Consider the following 20,840-nt stretch of genomic DNA (forward strand, 5'->3'; position numbering starts at 1 on the left):
ACGTACCATGCCAATCATGAGGTGAGATGAGAAAGGTCAGGATTGGGCTGGCACTGGGTTCAGGTGCTGCCAAAGGTTGGTCCCACATCGGCGTGATCAATGCGCTGGAACGCGCAGGGATTGAAATCGATGTGGTGGCCGGATGTTCTGTTGGCGCGTTGGTCGGTTCGGCTTACGTGAATGGACGGCTGGGCGTGATGGAGAAGTGGGTGAGTGCATTCCGTTATTGGGATGTCATTCGATTAATGGACCTGTCGTGGCAGCGCGGTGGTTTATTGCGCGGCGACCGGGTGTTTAGCCACATCCGCCAGCTGATTCCCAACGACCTCATCGATGAGTGCGATAAGCCATTTGGCGTCGTCGCGACCAATCTCAGTACCGGACGAGAAGTGTGGTTGACCGAAGGCGATTTGCATCAAGCTGTGCGTGCGTCCTGTAGTATGCCAGGCTTATTGCCACCCATTGCTTACAATGGATACTGGTTGGTGGATGGCGCGGTGGTGAATCCCGTGCCGATCTCATTAACCCGCGCATTGGGTGCTGACATCGTTATCGCCGTGGATTTACAGCATGACGCACATCTGATGCAACAGGATTTATTGTCAGTTACGCCGCAGAGCGGTGAAGAAGCGGCGGCAGTAGAAGCGCTGAGCTGGGGAAAGAAACTGCGTCAACGCCTGATTGGCCTGACGCATCGCCGTGCTAATCAAACGCCGGGTGCGATGGAGATTATGTCGACATCTATCCAGGTTCTGGAAAATCGCCTGAAACGTAACCGCATGGCGGGCGATCCGCCGGATGTGCTGATTCAGCCGTTTTGTCCACAAATTTCCACACTGGACTTCCATCGTGCAGAAGAAGCCATTGCGGCTGGCAAGGCCGCCGTTGAGAAAAAAATGGATGAACTATTACCGCTGGTCCGTGGCAGATAGTCAGGTTGTTCATTCACAGGTGTTGCGACTTCAGCCAATTCTGAAAGGCGCAACGGCATTTTATGAACCACTATTGAATTATCTGGTACGCAGGGGGAGAGAATGGAAAAACCGCTAATCGGCAAAAAGATACTCATTGTCGAAGATGAGGTCGTTTTCCGTTCATTGATAGACAATTTATTAACCAGCTTAGGTGCAACAACGCTTGAGGCAGGTGATGGTGTTGATGGCTTAACCTTGTTGTCGGCGCAATCAGTGGATCTGGTTATTTGCGATCTTGAAATGCCGCGTATGGGCGGTATCCCGTTCGTTGAGCGTCTTCGCACGCGCGGCAACAATGTGCCCATTCTGATTATCTCCGCCACACAAAATATGGCGGACATTGCTCATGTGTTGCGTTTGGGCGTGCAGGACGTATTGCTAAAACCGCTCAAAAATATGGAACGTTTCCGTGAAGCGGTGTTTGAGTGTCTCTATCCATCCATGTTTACCTCCAAAGTCGAGGAGGATGAACAACTGTTTCAGGATTGGGATGCGCTGGTCAGCGATCCGCTGGCGGCCTCTAAATTACTTAAACAGCTCCAGCCGCCGGTGCAGCAAACCATTGCCAATTGCCGTATCAATTACCGTCAGCTCACCATGGCGGAACAGCCGGGCTTAGTACTGGATATCGCGGCGCTGTCAGATAACGATTTGGCATTCTATTGCCTTGATGTGACGCGCGCTGGCGATAATGGCGTGTTAGCCGCGCTGTTACTGCGCGCACTGTTTAATGGTTTGCTGCAGGAGCAGCTCTCCGGCCAGAAGCAGCGACTGCCTGAGTTGAATGGGCTGCTGCGTCAGGTCAACATGCTGTTAAGGCAGGCGAATCTCAGCGGGCAGTTCCCGTTGCTGGTGGGCTATTATCATCGCCAGTTAAAAAACCTAATCCTGGTTTCAGCAGGGCTCAACGCGACGTTGCATGTCAATACTCATCAAATCCAACTCAGTAATGGTGTGCCGCTTGGTACTATGGGCAGCACTCATCTTAATCAAATCAGCCAACGTGCCGACGCCTGGCAGTGTCATATTTGGGGCGCCGGAGGCAGGTTACGTTTGATGCTTTCAGCCGAAGAATAACCGGTTAGATTTAATTTTTCCGTGGGTTAAAGACAGGACCAGGAGCAAGCTTTACACTTGGGTAATAGTCCTAAATTCCGTGGATTAACTTCTTCCAGGATAATTCCACCTGATAGTAACTGATATACTCATTTCGTTTTTAAACCGACATATCAAGTATTAACTTGAACGGCCTATTAAGAGAGGTATTTTTGATGTCTGCCTATAAGACTAAAGTTAAAAAAGCGGTAATCCCAGTTGCAGGCCTCGGCACGCGTATGCTGCCTGCGACCAAAGCTATTCCAAAAGAGATGTTACCGTTGGTCGATAAGCCGTTGATCCAGTATGTCGTAAATGAGTGCATTGCAGCAGGCATTAACGAGATTGTGCTGGTTACGCACTCTTCTAAAAACGCCATCGAAAACCACTTTGATACCAGTTTTGAGCTGGAATCTATGCTGGAAAAACGTGTTAAGCGTCAGCTGCTGGACGAAATCCAGTCAATCTGCCCTCCACACGTCACCATCATGCAGGTTCGTCAGGGTATCGCGAAAGGTCTGGGCCACGCAGTAATGTGCGCACATCCGCTGATTGGTGATGAGCCGTTCGCTGTAATCCTGCCAGACGTAATCATCGACGAATACGAATCTGATCCAACCAAAGACAACCTGGCAGAGATGCTGGCTCGTTACGAAGAGAGCGGCCGCAGCCAGATCATGGTCGAGCCGGTTGCTGATGTAACCGCTTACGGTGTAGTTGATTGCCAGGGTGCTGAACTCTCTGCAGGTCAGAGCGCGCCAATGGTTGGCGTGGTTGAGAAGCCTAAAGCTTCAGAAGCCCCATCAAACCTGGCCGTTGTAGGACGTTACGTGTTGTCTGCTGAAATCTGGCCGCTGCTGGCGAAAACGCCTCCAGGCGCAGGTGGCGAAGTTCAGCTGACTGACTCCATTGCGATGCTGATGGAAAAAGAGACCGTTGAAGCTTATCACCTGAACGGTGTCAGCCATGACTGCGGTAACAAACTGGGTTACATGCAAGCGTTTGTTGAGTACGGCGTTCGCCATCCAGTGCTGGGTAAAGATTTCACCCAGTGGCTTGAAGGCGCGGTAGGCAACAAAAAGTAACTCAATAAACACAGGATAATTCAATGAAAGTCACTGTATTTGGTATCGGCTATGTCGGTCTGGTTCAGGCTGCGGTGTTGGCCGAAGTCGGACATGACGTTCTCTGCATTGATGTCGACGAAAAGAAAGTCGAGAACTTAAAGAAAGGCAATATTCCGATCTTTGAACCAGGCCTGACGCCGCTTGTTATGTCTAATTACGAGTCGGGTCGCCTGAAGTTCAGTACGAATGCGGAAGAAGGCGTTAATCATGGCGTGATGCAATTTATCGCCGTGGGTACGCCACCGGATGAAGACGGTTCTGCCGATCTGAAGTATGTGACTGCCGTTGCGCGCACGATTGCGCAGCACATGAACGATCACAAAGTTGTTATCGACAAATCTACTGTACCAGTGGGTACCGCAGATCGTGTGCGAGCGGTAATGACGGAAACCCTGCAAAAGCGTGATGCAAACATCGCCTTTGACGTGGTTTCAAACCCGGAATTCCTCAAAGAAGGTGCGGCAGTCAATGACTGCATGCGTCCTGAACGTATCGTTGTCGGTACCGATAATGATGAAGTGGTTGAGCTGTTACGCGAGCTGTACGAGCCGTTCAACCGTAATCATGATCGTATGATTTTGATGGATATCCGCAGTGCAGAGCTGACCAAATATGCGGCTAACTGCATGCTGGCAACCAAAATTAGCTTCATGAACGAGATCTCTAACCTGGCAGAACGTCTGGGAGCCGACGTTGAGAAAGTTCGCCAGGGTATTGGTTCAGATTCACGTATTGGTTATCACTTCATCTATCCTGGCTGCGGCTATGGCGGTTCTTGTTTCCCGAAAGACGTGCAGGCGCTGATTCGTACTGCTGAGTCAATTGGTTACACTCCGCGTCTACTGCAGGCGGTTGAAGACGTTAACGACTCGCAGAAGAACAAGCTGCCTACATTTATCAAACGCCATTTTGGCGACGATTTGCGCGGCAAAACCTTTGCTCTGTGGGGACTGGCGTTCAAACCGAACACTGACGATATGCGTGAAGCCTCCAGCCGCGTTCTGATGGAGACGCTGTGGGAAGCAGGGGCAACGGTTCAGGCGTTCGACCCAGAAGCGATGGACGAAGCGCAACGCATTTACGGCCATCGTAACGATCTGAAGTTGATGGGTACCAAGGAAGCAGCGCTGCAGGGTGCGGATGGCTTAGTGATCTGTACTGAGTGGCAAAACTTCCGTGCGCCAGACTTTGACGTCATCAAAAGTGCGTTAAAAGAACCCGTGATTTTTGATGGTCGTAACCTGTATGATCCTGAGCGTATCAGCAAGCGCGGTTTCACGTACTATGCAATCGGCCGCGGAGCGTCAATTAAAATCGTAGAATAATGAGGGATGTATGAAGTTTCTGGTCACCGGCGCGGCAGGTTTTATTGGATTTCACGTCAGTCAGCGTTTGCTGGCCGCTGGTCACCAGGTTGTCGGCATCGATAACCTGAATGACTATTATGATGTCAGCCTGAAACAGGCTCGTTTAGACCAGAACACCCAACATCCTGATTTTATTTTCGTAAAAATGGACCTGGCGGATCGCCAGGCCATTTCCTCTTTATTCGCTGAGCATGCGTTTGAACGCGTTATTCATTTGGGCGCTCAAGCCGGCGTGCGTTATTCAATCGAAAATCCTCATGCTTATGCCGAAGCAAATTTGATCGGCCACCTCAATATTCTTGAAGGTTGCCGTCATCATAAAATTGGCCACCTTTTGTATGCCTCATCCAGTTCAGTTTATGGCCTGAATCGCAAAATGCCTTTTTCAACGGACGATTCCGTTGACCATCCGGTTTCACTTTACGCGGCCACAAAAAAAGCCAACGAATTGATGTCGCATACCTATTCACACCTTTATCAATTGCCCACTACGGGATTACGTTTCTTCACCGTGTATGGCCCATGGGGCCGTCCGGATATGGCATTGTTCAAATTTACACGCGCGATGTTAGCGGGTGAGCAAATTGACGTCTATAACAACGGACAAATGACGCGTGACTTTACGTATATCGATGATATTGCTGAAGCAATCGTGCGCTTGCAGGATGTGATTCCTCAACCGGATGAAAAGTGGACGGTGGAAGCAGGTTCTCCCGCCAGCAGCTCGGCTCCTTACCGCGTTTACAACATTGGTAATAGCCAGCCGACCAGCTTAATGACGTATATTGAGTCGCTGGAAAAAGCATTGGGCATTGAAGCGAAAAAAAATATGCTGCCCATGCAACCTGGCGACGTACTGGGCACCAGCGCTGACACGCAACCTTTGTACGACGCGATCAATTTCCGTCCTCAAACTAGCGTAGAGCAAGGTGTGCAGCATTTTGTTGATTGGTATCGCCGCTTCTATCAACAATAATTAAGTATGAAAAAAGGAAGCCATTGGCTTCCTTTTTCTTACCTGGTCAAAGTGAATTAGCGATGAACTAATTACAATGCTGAGCGCTGGAACGATTACAGTAGGAAATCGTCCAGTTGTTTACCTTGTTCTTCAATTGCTTTTTTAATCACAGCAGGAGTGCGGCCCTGGCCAGTCCAGGTGCGGTTTTCACCGTTTTCATCAACGTAAGAATATTTAGCTGGACGCGCAGCGCGCTTAGCTTTGCCCGGAACTTTCGTTTCAGATAATGCCTGTAACAGATCATTTGGGTCAATACCATCGGCAATTAGCATCTCGCGGTATTGTTCGAGTTTGCGTGTGCGTTCTGCATTTTCCGCTTGTGCATGAGTATCATCTTCACGACGCTCATTGACCACAACTTCGAGTTTTTCTAGCATCTCTTCCAATGTTTCCAGAGAGCATTCCCGAGCTTGTGCGCGCAATGTACGGATATTATTAAGAATTTTAAGTGCTTCGCTCATTGTCCTAATCTCAAAATATAATAAATGGGAGTTGTTCTGCCGACTCATAATAATGGTGCAAAAAAATAACTGCAATAGCCAGATTTAAAAGCAAAACGTAAAAATAAAAAAGAAGGGCAGATTGATAACGCTCTTCAGAATATATTTACTTATTTGGTAATCTTTTCTAACTTGCTGACCAGGCTGAACGCTAAACCTGACGCTTCGGCTTTAATTTAAATGAATAAAATATCGACGTAATCGCTATTTTGTCAAAACGTGCTTTCTTTCTATAGTGACTGTGATATCCATCTTAATGGTGATGTTATTTTGAACAGATGATAAAAATAATGCATCGCTACAGCTATACAGGTTTATGGTAAACTGCGCCGCAACAGATATAGGCTGCGATGAGATTTTCTAATGGCTCAACTTTATTTTTATTACTCTGCGATGAATGCGGGTAAATCAACGGCTTTGCTACAGTCTTCTTATAATTATCATGAACGTGGTATGCGATCGTTGGTTTATACCGCCGAGATCGACAACCGCTTTGGTGCAGGCAAAGTCAGTTCACGTATCGGGCTTTCGTCTCCTGCATTTTTATATAACGATGAGACAAAGCTCGATGAGGAAATAGCTGCAGAACATGCGAAGCAACCCGTGCATTGCGTGTTAGTCGATGAAAGCCAGTTCCTTACGCGCGAACAGGTCAAAGCATTATCTGATGTTGTCGACAATCTGGATATTCCGGTGCTTTGCTATGGCCTGCGCACCGATTTCCGTGGAGAGCTGTTTGTTGGCAGCCAATATTTACTGGCATGGGCGGATAAGCTGGTTGAGCTTAAAACCATCTGCCACTGTGGCAGAAAAGCCAGCATGGTGCTTCGTCTTGATGCTAAGGGTAAACCTTTCAGCGAAGGTGAGCAGGTGGTGATTGGTGGCAATGAGCGTTATATATCGGTCTGTCGTAAACACTATAAGCAGGCAATCGATGAGGGTTCACTTCAGGCGATATATGGCTCACAATCGCCGCAGGTTTAACTCATCAGCAAGCCATAAAAAAACCCGCCGTAGCGGGTTTTTTGTTTAAAGCGGTTTAGGCTTTTTTCGTTTTCTTGTCAATTTTCACTTCGGCTTTAACTTCTTGAGCATTCTCACTCAATGACTCAGAGAATTCACGACCGTAGAAGGTATCCAGCATGATTTGTTTTAACTCAGCAATCAGCGGATAGCGTGGGTTCGCACCGGTACATTGGTCATCGAATGCATCCTCAGCCAGTTTGTCCACTTTCGCGAGGAAATCAGCTTCCTGCACGCCCGCTTCGCGGATTGAGGTTGGGATGCCCAACTGCGTTTTCATCTCTTCAAGCCAGGCGAGCAGTTTTTCAATTTTCTGCGCGGTGCGGTCGCCAGCGGCGGAGAGTCCCAGATGGTCAGCAATCTCAGCATAACGACGACGTGCTTGTGGGCGGTCGTACTGGCTGAAAGCCGTTTGCTTAGTCGGGTTGTCATTGGCGTTATAGCGAATGACGTTTGAAATCAGCAGGGCGTTTGCCAGACCGTGTGGAATGTGGAACTCAGAGCCCAGTTTATGCGCCATTGAGTGACACACACCCAGGAAGGCGTTTGCGAACGCAATCCCCGCGATAGTTGCCGCATTGTGAACGCGTTCACGTGCTACCGGATTTTTTGCGCCATCACGATAACTGGCTGGCAGATTCTCTTTCAACAGTTTCAGTGCTTGCAAGGCCTGACCATCAGAATACTCATTCGCTAATACGGAGACATAGGCTTCGAGTGAGTGCGTTACCGCATCGAGGCCACCGAAGGCGCAAAGTGAACGCGGCATATCCATCACCAGGTTGGCATCAACTATGGCCATATCTGGCGTCAGCGCATAATCCGCTAATGGATATTTCTGGCCGGTCGCATCGTCCGTCACCACGGCAAACGGCGTTACTTCAGAACCCGTACCGGAAGTGGTAGTGATGGCCACCATACGCGCTTTAACACCCATTTTCGGGAACTTATAGATGCGTTTACGGATGTCCATAAAGCGCAGTGCCAGTTCTTCGAAATGCGTCTCAGGATGTTCGTACATCACCCACATGATTTTTGCTGCATCCATCGGTGAACCACCGCCCAGTGCGATAATCACATCAGGTTTAAAGCTGTTCATCTGCTCTGCACCTTTACGGACGATGCTCAGCGTTGGGTCAGCTTCTACTTCGAAGAAGACTTCGGTTTCAATACCGTGAGATTTCAGTACGCGAGTCACCTGATCGGCATAGCCATTATTGAACAGGAAGCGGTCGGTAACGATAAAGGCGCGTTTGGCACCATCAGTTGCCACTTCTTCCAGAGCAATCGGCAGTGAGCCGCGACGGAAGTAAATAGACTTCGGAAGTTTATGCCACAACATATTCTCAGCTCGCTTGGCCACGGTTTTCTTGTTGATGAGATGTTTTGGTCCTACGTTTTCAGAAATAGAGTTACCGCCCCACGAACCACAGCCCAACGTCAGTGATGGAGCCAACTTGAAGTTGTACAGGTCACCGATACCGCCTTGTGACGCCGGCGTGTTAATCAGAATACGCGCGGTCTTCATTTTGTCGCCGAAGTAATGCACACGCTCGATCTGATTATCCTGATCGGTATACAGACATGAGGTGTGGCCGATACCGCCCATGGTTACCAGTTTTTCAGCTTTATCGACCGCTTCGTGGTAATCCTTCGCCCGGTACATCGCTAAGGTTGGAGAGAGTTTTTCATGCGCGAAAGGCTCTGATTCATCAACCAGTTTCACTTCACCAATCAGAATCTTGGTGGTTGCCGGCACGCTAATTCCCGCCAATTCGGCAATCTTCGTCGCTGGCTGGCCGACAATCGCCGCATTCAACGCGCCATTCTTCAGAATGATATCCTGAATCGCTTTAAGCTCTTTACCTTGCAGCAGATAGCCGCCGTGGCTGGCAAAACGCTCACGTACCGCATCATAAGCCGAATCAACCACAATTACGGATTGCTCAGACGCACAAATCACACCGTTATCGAAGGTCTTCGACATCAGGATGGATGCGACAGCGCGTTTGATATCCGCTGTTTCATCAATTACCACTGGCGTGTTACCGGCACCAACACCAATCGCGGGCTTACCGGAACTGTAAGCGGCTTTGACCATGCCCGGACCGCCGGTTGCAAGGATCAGGTTGATATCAGGGTGATGCATTAACTGATTAGAAAGCTCGACAGATGGGGTGTCGATCCAGCCGATGATATCTTTTGGCGCACCCGCCGCAATCGCTGCCTGCAGCACAATGTCAGCGGCTTTGTTAGTAGCATCTTTCGCACGTGGATGCGGAGAGAAGATAATGCCGTTACGGGTTTTCAGGCTGATCAGTGCTTTGAAAATCGCCGTAGAAGTTGGGTTGGTGGTAGGAACGATGCCGCAGATCAGGCCAATCGGTTCAGCAATAGTAATCGTGCCGAAGGTGTCATCAGTGGCGAGAATACCGCAGGTTTTTTCATCTTTATAGGCGTTATAGATGTATTCAGAAGCAAAGTGGTTCTTGATGACTTTATCTTCAACAATACCCATACCTGATTCGGCCACGGCCAGCTTGGCCAGTGGAATGCGTGCGTCTGCAGCGGCGAGGGCGGCAGCGCGGAAGATTGCATCAACTTGTTCCTGACTAAAATTAGCGTACTCACGCTGTGCCTTTTTTACACGTTCAACCAGTGCATTAAGTTCGGCAACATTAGTAACGGCCATAGTGCTCTCCTGAAGGAAGTTAAACTCTTTTAGTAAACAAGCCTGAATCCAGAAGTATAGTCACGCTATGCTTATATATTGGGCAGGTTGGCGTCTGTTTTGCCGTTGCTTACTAAAAGGGTTTCCTGGTCAAGATACTTAAGCGTCAGGAAGTTGTTTCGACGGGGTAAGATTACCCCTGATGAGGTAGGTAAATTTTGATGCAGATCAATCCGGATCTAAGCTGACACCTTTCAGCACTAACTTTCGCAAGTAAAGTTAGCGCGATGTGCCACATATTCTGCACGCATCGGCTGCATCGCAATAACCAACGGTTAACAGCAGTTGAAAAAACTGGCTCAAAGCCAGACGGATAGCATAAATTTCTGCCGCCACCTCTGGTTTTTCGCCCGGCTTATGCACTACATTAAGCGCGCTTTTCTACTCAGACTTTACCGGAGCCCACTTTGAATCCCGTGCTACTCGATCTTTCCGGCTACATTAAGTTTTTTGTCGGTTTGTTTGCCCTGGTAAATCCGGTAGGTATCATCCCGGTCTTTATCAGCATGACCAGCTATCAGGCGGTGGTTGAACGTAATAAAACTAATCTTACCGCCAACCTGGCCGTGGCCATCATCCTCTGGACGTCACTGTTTCTTGGCGATGGCATCCTGCATCTGTTTGGCATTTCGATAGATTCATTCCGTATTGCTGGCGGTATTCTGGTGGTCACTATCGCGATGTCGATGATCAGCGGAAAACTGGGTGAGGATAAGCAGAACAAGCAGGAGAAGTCAGAGAGCGCTATTCGCGAAAGCATTGGCGTGGTACCGCTAGCGTTACCGTTAATGGCTGGTCCCGGTGCAATTAGTTCAACCATTGTCTGGAGTACGCGTTATCACAGCTGGCAGAACTTAATTGGTTTTAGTATCGCGATTGCCATTTTCGCCTTTTGCTGTTGGCTGCTGTTCCGCGCAGCACCGTTGATGGTGCGAGTGCTTGGACAAACCGGGATTAACGTGATCACCCGTATTATGGGCTTGTTGTTAATGGCGTTGGGCATCGAGTTTATTGTTACAGGTATGAAATCTATTTTTCCTGGTTTGCTGAATTAATCGAAGTTATTTTTTTCTTTTAAGAGATTTCACGATCCAAAATGGTGCATATCTTCATTTTATTGCACCATTTTGGTTAATTTATTCGTTAGCCTTAACTGCAAACGTCCAGCATCACTTTTACTACTATCCTCATCCCATCCGAGTAAAACCTCACACTAAACTGTGATAATTGTCACAGATAATTGTTCTGCACATATCTTTGAAATTAGCATTTGAGAAAAGTTGATAAGTTAATCGATGACTCTTTATGCGGATAATGGCTATTTTTATAGTCGAATTCGTAAAAATCATATTGAAAGAACAATAACGAGTAAATTACATGCAGTTATCCTACAAATAACTTTAAAATCATTTGGTTAATCGATAATTCAATAAAAGAATTAACACTTCTCCTACTCTCGCGAACGTGATAAAAGAGAATCTGCTAACATTTTTGCAGTTTAGCTTTGGCGTGCGGGCATCGGTTCTGATAATTTTCGGCACATCACAAATTTTTTATCTGATAGTGACAAATGTGTACGCTTCTTGCTTACAGGCTATCAGGCTTATGATTAAGGTTGATATTTGTTGATGAAATGCATGGTAGCGAAAACGGCCGTACGTTCAGTGCTTGCCTTCTGCCTTACAGGCGCACTGGCAGCAAGCCAGGCAGCCCAAATTCCCGCGGGCACGCAATTATCAGAATTACAGCGTATCGTGATCAATAATGGCAGTGAGGTGGCAACGCTTGATCCGCAGAAAGCAGAAGGCGTGCCGGAATCCAATGTCATGCGTAATTTGCTGGAAGGCCTGGTTGAAACCGATAATAACGGTCAACTCGTCCCCGGTGTCGCTAAGCAATGGCAAAGCGAAGAAGGGCGCATCTGGATTTTCACGCTGCGTGACGATGCGCGCTGGAGTAACGGCCAGCCTGTTACTGCTCAGGATTTCGTCTACAGCTGGCAGCGCCTGGCCGATCCTAAAACTGCTTCGCCTTACGCCAGCTACTTACAGGCTGCGCATGTGGCGAACGTTGACGCCATTCTGTCTGGCAAAGCCGCACCCTCTGAACTCGGCGTTAAAGCCCTCGATGATCGTCATCTGCAAGTCACCCTTTCTGAACCCGTTCCCTACTTTGTTGCCATGCTGGCTCACAGCGCGATGAAACCGGTCTATCGTCCGGCGATAGAGCAGTGGGGCGAGCAGTGGACACAGCCGCAACACTATGTTGGCAATGGCGCTTTTACACTCGCGGAGTGGGTGGTAAATGAAAAAATCGTGGTTAAACGCAATCCACAGTATTGGGATAATGCCCACACGGTGATGGAAGAGGGCGTATTTTTACCGCTCTCCTCAGAGAACAGCGATATCAACCGCTATCGCAGCGGTGGCACCGATATGACCAACAGCGTAGTGCCGCCGGAAATGTTCAAAAAGTTACAGCAGGATCTCGGCGATGAGGTCAAAATCAGCCCGCTGCTGTGCACCTTCTATTACGAAATTAATAACAAAAAAGCGCCATTCGATGACGCGCGCGTACGCGCCGCGCTAAAGTTAACCCTTGATCGCGACATCATTGCGCAGAAGATCATGGGCCAGGGCCAGATTCCTGCCTACGGATTGACGCCGCCGTTTACCCACGGTATTACGCTTTCCCCTCCGGCCTGGGCGCAACAAACGCAGTCCGAGCGTAATGCCAGCGCCAAACAGTTATTAGCCGATGCCGGCTTTAATCAGCAAAACCCGCTGCGTTTTACGCTGCTGTACAACACCTCCGAACAAAACAAGCGACAGGCGATTGCTGCGGCCTCGATGTGGCAGAAAAATTTGGGGGCGGTGGTGTCATTGCAGAACCAGGAGTGGAAAACGCTGCTGGAGACGCGCCATCAGGCGCAGTATGACGTGGTACGCGCCACATGGTGCGCGGATTACAATGAACCTTCTACCTTCCTGAATATGCTGTTGAGCGGTTCATCCAATAACACCGCGTTTTACCACAGCCCGGCGTTTGACCAGTTGATGAAGCAAACATTAACCAGCGCAGACGAAGCAAAGCGCGCCTCGCTTTATCAGCAGGCGGAAGCGCAACTCGATAAAGACTCGCCAATCGTACCGGTCTATTACCGCGTCAGCGTGCGGTTGGTAAAACCCTGGGTGGGTGGTTTTACCGGCAAAGATCCGCAGGACATGCTGGCGTTGAAATACTATTACATAAAGAAACATTGAGTAATGGGCCGATCCGGCGCTACAGTCGGGCGGCACTTTACCGTGGTAAACCCTGAAGGGTGGTTAGGGTCTTCGTTCAGACACGCGAAGATCACCTGGAAACGGGGTACGCCGGGCGTAAAATCGACCCGGTAAAGATAATAAAACTGGAGCGTAATAATGAACAACATCACAAAAAAAAGCCTGATTGCCGCGGGCGTATTAGCCGCAATCGGCGCGCTGGCAGGGAATGCCGCGCTGGCAGCAACAGTGCCAGCAGGCGTTGAATTGGCAGCAAAACAGGAACTGGTTCGCGGTAACGGCGATGAAGTACAGTCGCTGGATCCCCACAAGATTGAAGGTGTACCCGAAGACAACATCGCGCGTGACCTGTATGAAGGTTTAATCACCAGCGACAGCGATGGCAAACCGGTACCGGGCGTGGCAGAAAGCTGGGAAAACAAAGATTTCAAAGTCTGGACTTTCCACCTGCGCAAGAACGCTAAATGGTCCAACGGTGAGCCGGTCACTGCACAAGATTTCGTATATAGCTGGCAGCGCCTGGTCGATCCGAAAACCGCATCGCCTTATGCCAGCTATCCGCAATACGGCCACATCGTCAATGTTGACGACATCATCGCCGGTAAAAAGCCAACTTCCGAGCTGGGCGTAAAAGCCATCGACGATCACACGCTGGAAGTGACGCTGAGCGAGCCCGTACCTTACTTCTATAAACTGCTGATCAACTCCGTGATGTCTCCGGTGTATAAGCCGGCGATCGACAAATTTGGCGATCAGTGGACTCAACCGCAAAACTGGGTCGGTAACGGCGCCTTTAAACTTGAATCGCACGTGATCAACGAACGCGTAACGCTGGTGCGTAACCCGCAGTATTGGGATAACGAGCACACCGTGCTGAACAAAGTCACCTTCCTGCCAATTAACTCCGAAGTCAGCGACGTTAACCGTTACTTCTCTGAGAACGGCAGCGATATCACTTACAACAACATGCCTATCGAGCTGTTCAAAAAACTGCAGCGTGACAACGGCAAAGAGTTGATGGTCAAGCCATACCTGTGCACCTATTACTACGAAATCAATAACCAGAAAGCGCCATTCACCGATCCACGCGTGCGTACCGCGCTGAAACTCGGTCTGGATCGCGACATCATGGTGAACAAGGTTCTGGCACAAGGTCAGCAACCGGCTTACAGCTTCACCCCGCCAGCCACCGATGGCATGGAACTGCTGCCGCCGGATTGGTTCAAGTGGGATCAGAACAAGCGTAACGAAGAAGCGAAAAAGCTGCTGGCTGAAGCGGGTTACACCGCGGATAAACCGCTGACCTTCAACCTGCTGTACAACACCTCCGATCTGCACAAGAAACTGGCGATCGCGGCCTCTTCTATCTGGAAGAAAAACATCGGCGTGAACATCAAGCTGGAAAACCAGGAGTGGAAAACCTTCCTCGACACGCGTCATCAGGGCAACTTTGATGTCTCTCGTGCGGCATGGTGTGCGGATTACAACGAACCCACTTCATTCCTGAACATCATGCTGTCTGACAGCAGCAGTAACACCTCGCATTACAAAAGCGCTGACTTCGATAAAGTTATTCACGATGCGGTTAAAGCCACAGACGATAAAGCGCGCGTAGCGGATTATCAGAAAGCTGAGCAGATTCTGGATAAAGACAGCACCATTGTACCGGTTTACTACTACGTCAATGCGCGTTTGGTGAAACCTTACGTGGGCGGTTACACCGGCAACGATCCGCTGGATAAAACCGTCGATAAAAACCTGTATATCATTAAACATTAATAGCACTCAGGCTATCGACAGTGGCGGTGCTGCGGCACCGCCTTTTTACTTTGTGAAGCAACAGCCTGGTAGGTACGGCAATGTTAAAATTCATCCTGCGTCGGCTCCTTGAAGCCATCCCGACGCTGTTTATCCTCATCACCATCTCTTTCTTTATGATGCGACTGGCACCCGGCAGTCCATTTTCCGGCGAACGTGTCCTCTCGCCGGAAGTGATGGCGAATATCGAAGCGAAGTACCATCTCAACGATCCCATTGGCAAACAGTACCTGAGCTACCTGGTGCAGTTGGCACATGGCGACTTTGGCCCTTCGTTTAAATACAAAGATTACTCGGTCAATTATCTGGTCGGCCACGCCTTCCCGGTGTCAGCCAAACTTGGTCTGGCTGCCTTCTTCCTCGCCGTGGTGCTGGGCGTAACGGCTGGCGTGATCGCCGCCCTGAAGCAAAACAGTTTGTGGGATTATGCCGTGATGGGGGTCGCGATGACCGGCGTGGTGATCCCCAGCTTTGTCGTGGCACCGTTACTGGTGCTGGTGTTTGCGATTACCTTACGCTGGCTACCAGGCGGCGGCTGGAACGGCGGCCAATGGAATTACATGTTGCTGCCGATGGTGGCGCTGTCGCTGGCCTACATCGCCAGCATCGCGCGTATTACCCGTGGTTCGATGATTGAAGTAATGCATTCAAACTTCATCCGCACCGCGCGCGCTAAAGGGCTGCCATTGCGTCGTATCGTGCTGCGTCACGCGCTGAAGCCTGCCATGTTGCCGGTGCTTTCCTATATGGGACCGGCGTTTGTCGGCATCATCACCGGTTCCATGGTGATTGAATCCATCTATGGTTTGCCGGGCATCGGCCAGCTGTTCGTTAACGGGGCATTGAACCGTGACTACTCGCTGGTGATGAGTCTGACCATTCTGGTTGGCGTGCTGACCATTCTGTTTAACGCGATTGTTGATGTGCTGTACGCCGTGATCGATCCGAAAATCCGTTACTGATTGTGGAGCTCGCCCATGATGTTAAGTAAGAAAAACAGCGAAGCTCTGGATGCCTTCAGTGAAAAACTGGAAGTCGAAGGGCGCAGCCTCTGGCAGGATGCGCGTCGCCGCTTTATTCACAACCGTGCAGCCTTCATCAGCCTGCTGGTGCTGCTGGTGATCACTTTGTTCGTGGTGTTCGCCCCGATGTTGTCGCAGTTCAAATATGACGACACCGACTGGGCGATGATGTCTGCCGCGCCGGATACCGTCTCCGGCCACTGGTTTGGCACCGATTCATCGGGTCGCGACCTGCTGGTGCGTGTTGCGATTGGTGGCCGTATCTCGCTGATGGTGGGCATTGCCTCCGCGCTGATCGCGGTGCTGGTGGGCACGCTGTATGGCTCACTGGCGGGTTATCTGGGCGGTAAAATCGACTCGGTGATGATGCGTATTCTGGAGATCCTCAACTCCTTCCCGTTCATGTTCTTCGTTATCCTGCTGGTAACCTTCTTTGGTCGCAATATTCTGCTGATCTTTGTGGCGATCGGCATGGTGTCGTGGCTGGATATGGCGCGTATCGTACGTGGGCAGACGCTGGGCCTGAAGCGCAAAGAGTTCATCGAAGCGGCGCAGGTCGGCGGTGTGAGCACCTTCAAAATCGTGCTGCGTCACATTGTGCCAAACGTATTAGGCGTGGTGGTGGTGTATGCCTCGCTGCTGGTGCCGAGCATGATCCTGTTCGAATCTTTCCTCAGCTTCCTTGGCCTCGGCACTCAGGAACCGCTGAGCAGTTGGGGCGCATTGCTAAGCGATGGCGCCAACTCGATGGAAGTGTCGCCGTGGTTACTGATGTTCCCGGCAGGTTTCCTCGTGGTCACACTGTTCTGTTTTAACTTTATCGGCGATGGCTTGCGTGATGCCCTCGACCCGAAAGATCGTTAAGGAGTTTCCCGATGACCATTCATGAATTTCAGCCAGCCATGGCTGCACGTGCGGGAAACAATAACCTGCTGCTTGATGTAAAAGACCTGCGCGTCACCTTTAGCACCCACGATGGCGATGTCACCGCTGTGAACGACCTCAACTTTTCACTGCATGCGGGTGAAACGCTGGGCATTGTTGGCGAATCCGGCTCGGGGAAATCGCAAACCGCGTTTGCCTTGATGAGCCTGCTGGCAAAAAATGGGCGCATTGGCGGTTCAGCGAAATTTAACGGCGCAGAGATCCTCAATCTGCCGGAAAACAAGCTCAACAAACTGCGCGCAGAGCAGATTGCGATGATCTTCCAGGATCCAATGACGTCGCTTAACCCTTACATGCGCGTCGGCGAGCAGTTAATGGAAGTGCTGAAGCTGCATAAAGGCATGAACAGCGCCCAGGCGTTCGAAGAGTCGGTGCGCATGCTGGATGCGGTGAAAATGCCGGAAGCGCGTAAGCGTATGAAGATGTTTCCGCATGAGTTCTCGGGCGGTATGCGTCAGCGTGTGATGATTGCGATGGCGCTGCTGTGTCGGCCGAAGCTGCTGATTGCCGATGAGCCGACTACGGCGCTCGACGTGACCGTACAGGCGCAGATCATGACGCTGCTGAATGAGCTGAAGCGCGAATTCAATACCGCGATTGTGATGATTACCCACGATCTCGGCGTGGTAGCGGGTATCTGTGACAAAGTGCTGGTGATGTACGCCGGTCGTACCATGGAATATGGCCGTGCACGTGATGTGTTCTATCATCCTGCCCATCCATACTCGATTGGCTTGCTGAGTGCGGTGCCGCGTCTGGATGCTGAGGAGGGCGAGTCGCTGACCACCATTCCAGGCAACCCGCCAAACCTACTGCGCCTGCCGCAAGGCTGTCCGTTCCAGCCTCGCTGCGCCTACGCCATGGACATTTGTGCCAAGGCACCGCCGCTGGAGCCTTTCGCTGAAGGTCGCTTGCGTGCCTGCTTCAAGCCGGTGGAGGAGTTAGTATGAGCACCGTAGTCGAAGAGAAAAAAGTCCTGCTGGAGATCGCCGACCTTAAGGTGCACTTCGAGATTAAGGATGGCAAACAGTGGTTCTGGCAGCCACCGCATACCCTGAAAGCGGTCGACGGCGTCAGCCTGCGTTTGTACGAAGGTGAAACGTTGGGCGTGGTAGGCGAATCAGGCTGCGGTAAATCAACGCTGGCCCGCGCCATCATTGGCCTGGTAAAAGCCACAGAAGGGCGCGTCGCCTGGTTAGGACGCGATCTGCTCGGGCAAAGCCAGGAGCAGTGGCGTCAGGCGCGCAGCGATATCCAGATGATCTTCCAGGATCCGCTGGCATCGCTCAATCCGCGTATGACCATTGGCGATATCATTGCTGAACCGCTGCGCACCTATTACCCGAAGATGCCGGGCCAGCAAGTGAAGGATAAGGTGAAAACCATGATGATGAAGGTTGGGTTGTTACCTAACCTCATCAACCGCTATCCGCACGAGTTCTCGGGCGGCCAGTGTCAGCGTATTGGCATCGCGCGTGCGCTGATTCTCGAGCCGAAGCTGATCATCTGCGATGAGCCGGTATCGGCGCTGGACGTGTCGATTCAGGCGCAGGTCGTTAACCTGTTGCAGCAATTGCAGCGAGAAATGGGGCTGTCACTGATCTTTATCGCGCACGATTTGGCGGTGGTAAAACACATCTCCGATCGCGTGCTGGTGATGTATCTCGGGCATGCGGTTGAGCTGGGTACTTACGATGCGGTGTATAACAATCCGCAGCATCCGTACACCCGCGCGCTGATGTCAGCGGTGCCGATTCCCGATCCAGACCTGGAGAAGAACAAGCAAATCCAGCTGCTGGAAGGAGAGCTGCCATCCCCGATCAATCCGCCATCGGGTTGCGTGTTCCGTACCCGTTGCCCGATTGCCGGACCAGAGTGCGCGAAAACCCGGCCGCTGCTGGAAGGCAGCTTCCGTCATGCGGTCTCTTGTTTAAAAGTCGATCCGCTGTAAATGAAAACGCCGGGCAATCGCCCGGCGTTTTTTTGTCTGTCGCTTACTCGCGCCACAGGATGTGGCAGAGTTTGTGATTTTTCTCGCGGCAAAGCAGGACGCGTGCAAACACATCAGTGATCGGCTCGCCGTCGGCTTCACCTAATCCAATCACCACTTCTGCGAAGAAGTCTGGGTTGAGATCGAAATCAACATGTTCCTGCCAGTCTTCCGCCGGATCGAACAGTTCCGCGCCACCGCGCTCTTCAAACTGCAGATTGAACAGAATAATGTCAGCGGGATCGAGATTGTCGCCAGCCAGCTCAAGAAAAATATCGTAAGCCTGCTCCAGCGTTTCATCTTCAGTAAGGCGATTATTTAAATCCATGGTCATTCCTGCTTGCCCTGAGGCGGTAATATTTTCGCTCGTTTTACAGTAAAGGACTAAAGAAGTAAAACAGTCGTTCAACGATGCGTTGCCACCAGGCACGTTTAGCCCAGCGAGCACCATCCAGTAAGCGTGAGCGGGCGATGTAATCATCCTGCACGGTAGCGAGATCGCTGCCAAAGCCGTCATCATCAACCACCAAGGTGATCTCAAAGTTGAGCCACAGGCTGCGCATATCCAGATTAACCGTGCCGACCAAACTCAGCTGCCCGTCAACCAGCACACTTTTGGTATGCAACAGGCCATCTTCAAACTGGTAAATCTTCACGCCGGCTTCCAGCAGTTCGGTGAAGAAGGCACGACTCGCCCAGCCTACCAGCAGCGAATCATTATGGCGCGGCACAATGATGCTCACTTCCACACCGCGTAACGCTGCGGTACAGATGGCGTGCAGCAGGTCATCGCTCGGCACAAAGTAGGGCGTGGTCATAATCAGCTGCTGACGCGCGGAGTAGACCGCTGTGAGTAACGCCTGGTGGATCATATCTTCCGGAAAGCCGGGCCCAGAAGCGATTACCTGAATGGTATGTCCGCTCTCCTGTTCGAAGGGCATCACGTTGCCATCCGGCGCGGGCGGCAGAATGCGTTTACCGGTTTCAATCTCCCAGTCGCAGGCATACACAATGCCCATGGTGGTTGCCACCGGGCCTTCCATGCGCGCCATCAGGTCAATCCATTGTCCCACGCCGGCTTCCTGCTTAAAGAAGCGTGGATCGACCAGATTCATGCTGCCGGTATAAGCGATGTAGTTATCGATCAGCACCACTTTACGATGCTGTCGCAAGTCCATGCGGCGCAGGAAAACACGCAGCAGGCTTACCTGCAACGCTTCAACCACATCGATGCCGGCATTGCGCATCATATTGACCCAAGGACTGCGGAAGAAGGTGACGCTGCCCGCTGAATCCAGCATCAAACGGCAATGTACACCGCGACGCGATGCAGCCATCAGCGATTCCGCCACTTCATCGGCCAGCCCGCCGGGATGCCAGATATAGAACACCATCTCGATATTATGCCGTGCCAGCTGGATATCACGGATCAGTGCGTGCATCACGTCATCAGAGTTGGTCAGCAACTGCAGCTGATTACCTTTCACGCCGGCGATGCCCTGACGATGGCGGCACAAATCAAACAGGGACCGCGCCACGTCGCTGTGTTCGGTGGCGAAGATATGACGGCACTGTTTGAGATCGTTAAGCCATTTGGCGGTGGAGGGCCACATGGTGCGCGCGCGTTCGGCACGCCTTTTACCTAAATGCAACTCACCAAAAGAGAGATAAGCGATTATACCCACCAGCGGTAGAATGTAGATGATCAGCAGCCAGGCCATTGCTGAAGTGACTGCGCGGCGTTTCATCAGAATACGTAGCGTGACACCCGCAATCAGCAGCCAGTAACCAAACAGCAGCAACCAACTGATTAGGGTATAAAATGTGGTCATTAAGTGGACGTCCTGTTCGCGCTTTGTTGTGCAAAGTTTACGTGCTGATCACAGGGAGTGAAACCTTTAATCGTGAATGACGTTTCGATGAAGCTTTCGATTTGGCATTTCCTG

Annotated in this window: 17 protein-coding genes; 13 read left to right on the forward strand and 4 right to left on the reverse strand. The window is 50.9% G+C overall.

Annotated features, from left to right (window positions below; all coding sequences use genetic code 11):
- Positions 1-26 precede the first annotated feature (26 nt).
- From rssA to MWH02_RS00970, 5 genes are all read left to right on the forward strand, one after another.
- Positions 27-932, forward strand: coding sequence for a patatin-like phospholipase RssA (gene rssA / locus MWH02_RS00950; RefSeq protein ID WP_101764238.1), 906 nt, complete (start codon positions 27-29; stop codon positions 930-932).
- A gap of 102 nt (positions 933-1,034) precedes the next feature.
- Positions 1,035-2,051: a two-component system response regulator RssB gene (rssB, locus tag MWH02_RS00955; protein WP_101764239.1), complete on the forward strand. Its 1,017-nt coding sequence runs from the start codon at positions 1,035-1,037 to the stop codon at positions 2,049-2,051.
- A gap of 194 nt (positions 2,052-2,245) precedes the next feature.
- A complete protein-coding gene (gene galU / locus MWH02_RS00960; RefSeq protein ID WP_101764240.1) occupies positions 2,246-3,154 on the forward strand; it encodes a UTP--glucose-1-phosphate uridylyltransferase GalU in 909 nt (302 codons plus the stop codon).
- Between the two features lie 23 nt (positions 3,155-3,177).
- Positions 3,178-4,521 (forward strand): UDP-glucose dehydrogenase family protein, encoded by a 1,344-nt coding sequence (locus MWH02_RS00965; RefSeq protein ID WP_137385896.1) that lies wholly within the window; start codon positions 3,178-3,180, stop codon positions 4,519-4,521.
- A gap of 10 nt (positions 4,522-4,531) precedes the next feature.
- The gene (locus tag MWH02_RS00970) at positions 4,532-5,539 is read left to right on the forward strand and encodes an NAD-dependent epimerase (RefSeq protein ID WP_101764242.1); all 1,008 of its coding nucleotides are present in this window, start codon (positions 4,532-4,534) and stop codon (positions 5,537-5,539) included.
- A gap of 95 nt (positions 5,540-5,634) precedes the next feature.
- Here the strand turns inward: MWH02_RS00970 and hns are convergent, their stop codons facing one another.
- On the reverse strand, positions 5,635-6,042 hold the full coding sequence (gene hns, locus MWH02_RS00975; RefSeq protein ID WP_101764243.1) for a histone-like nucleoid-structuring protein H-NS: 408 nt from the start codon (positions 6,040-6,042) through the stop codon (positions 5,635-5,637).
- Between the two features lie 402 nt (positions 6,043-6,444).
- Here hns and tdk point away from each other — a divergent pair, with 402 nt between their 5' ends.
- Positions 6,445-7,065: a thymidine kinase gene (tdk, locus tag MWH02_RS00980; RefSeq protein ID WP_101764244.1), complete on the forward strand. Its 621-nt coding sequence runs from the start codon at positions 6,445-6,447 to the stop codon at positions 7,063-7,065.
- A 55-nt stretch (positions 7,066-7,120) separates the two neighbouring features.
- On the opposite strand, the gene adhE is transcribed toward tdk, so the two are convergent.
- Complete coding sequence (adhE, locus tag MWH02_RS00985) at positions 7,121-9,796, reverse strand: bifunctional acetaldehyde-CoA/alcohol dehydrogenase (protein ID WP_271459700.1); 2,676 nt, start codon at positions 9,794-9,796, stop codon at positions 7,121-7,123.
- 446 nt (positions 9,797-10,242) lie between these two features.
- On the opposite strand from adhE, the gene MWH02_RS00990 reads away from it, so the two are divergent.
- The 7 genes from MWH02_RS00990 (at position 10,243) to oppF (ending at position 18,855) form a co-directional block, all read left to right on the forward strand.
- Positions 10,243-10,890 (forward strand): YchE family NAAT transporter, encoded by a 648-nt coding sequence (locus tag MWH02_RS00990; protein ID WP_008106584.1) that lies wholly within the window; start codon positions 10,243-10,245, stop codon positions 10,888-10,890.
- A gap of 573 nt (positions 10,891-11,463) precedes the next feature.
- Positions 11,464-13,098: an ABC transporter substrate-binding protein gene (locus tag MWH02_RS00995; RefSeq protein WP_271459701.1), complete on the forward strand. Its 1,635-nt coding sequence runs from the start codon at positions 11,464-11,466 to the stop codon at positions 13,096-13,098.
- 159 nt (positions 13,099-13,257) lie between these two features.
- Positions 13,258-14,898, forward strand: coding sequence for an oligopeptide ABC transporter substrate-binding protein OppA (gene oppA, locus MWH02_RS01000; protein WP_110866261.1), 1,641 nt, complete (start codon positions 13,258-13,260; stop codon positions 14,896-14,898).
- Between the two features lie 80 nt (positions 14,899-14,978).
- Complete coding sequence (gene oppB / locus MWH02_RS01005) at positions 14,979-15,899, forward strand: oligopeptide ABC transporter permease OppB (protein WP_222233351.1); 921 nt, start codon at positions 14,979-14,981, stop codon at positions 15,897-15,899.
- A 15-nt stretch (positions 15,900-15,914) separates the two neighbouring features.
- Positions 15,915-16,823 (forward strand): oligopeptide ABC transporter permease OppC, encoded by a 909-nt coding sequence (oppC, locus tag MWH02_RS01010; protein WP_008106577.1) that lies wholly within the window; start codon positions 15,915-15,917, stop codon positions 16,821-16,823.
- Between the two features lie 11 nt (positions 16,824-16,834).
- Positions 16,835-17,854 (forward strand): ABC transporter ATP-binding protein, encoded by a 1,020-nt coding sequence (locus MWH02_RS01015; protein WP_271459702.1) that lies wholly within the window; start codon positions 16,835-16,837, stop codon positions 17,852-17,854.
- Positions 17,851-18,855, forward strand: a complete 1,005-nt coding sequence (gene oppF, locus MWH02_RS01020; RefSeq protein WP_101764250.1) for a murein tripeptide/oligopeptide ABC transporter ATP binding protein OppF — start codon at positions 17,851-17,853, stop codon at positions 18,853-18,855. The genes MWH02_RS01015 and oppF overlap by 4 nt, the downstream gene beginning before the upstream one ends.
- Before the next feature lie 43 nt (positions 18,856-18,898).
- Here oppF and MWH02_RS01025 read toward each other — a convergent pair whose 3' ends face one another.
- Both MWH02_RS01025 and cls read right to left on the reverse strand, forming a co-directional pair.
- Positions 18,899-19,228: an HI1450 family dsDNA-mimic protein gene (locus tag MWH02_RS01025; RefSeq protein WP_271459703.1), complete on the reverse strand. Its 330-nt coding sequence runs from the start codon at positions 19,226-19,228 to the stop codon at positions 18,899-18,901.
- A gap of 37 nt (positions 19,229-19,265) precedes the next feature.
- The gene (cls, locus tag MWH02_RS01030; protein WP_101764252.1) at positions 19,266-20,726 is read right to left on the reverse strand and encodes a cardiolipin synthase; all 1,461 of its coding nucleotides are present in this window, start codon (positions 20,724-20,726) and stop codon (positions 19,266-19,268) included.
- Between the last annotated feature and the right edge of the window lie 114 nt (positions 20,727-20,840).

The organism is Pantoea leporis, assembly GCF_028048155.1.
Taxonomy (GTDB): domain Bacteria; phylum Pseudomonadota; class Gammaproteobacteria; order Enterobacterales; family Enterobacteriaceae; genus Pantoea; species Pantoea leporis.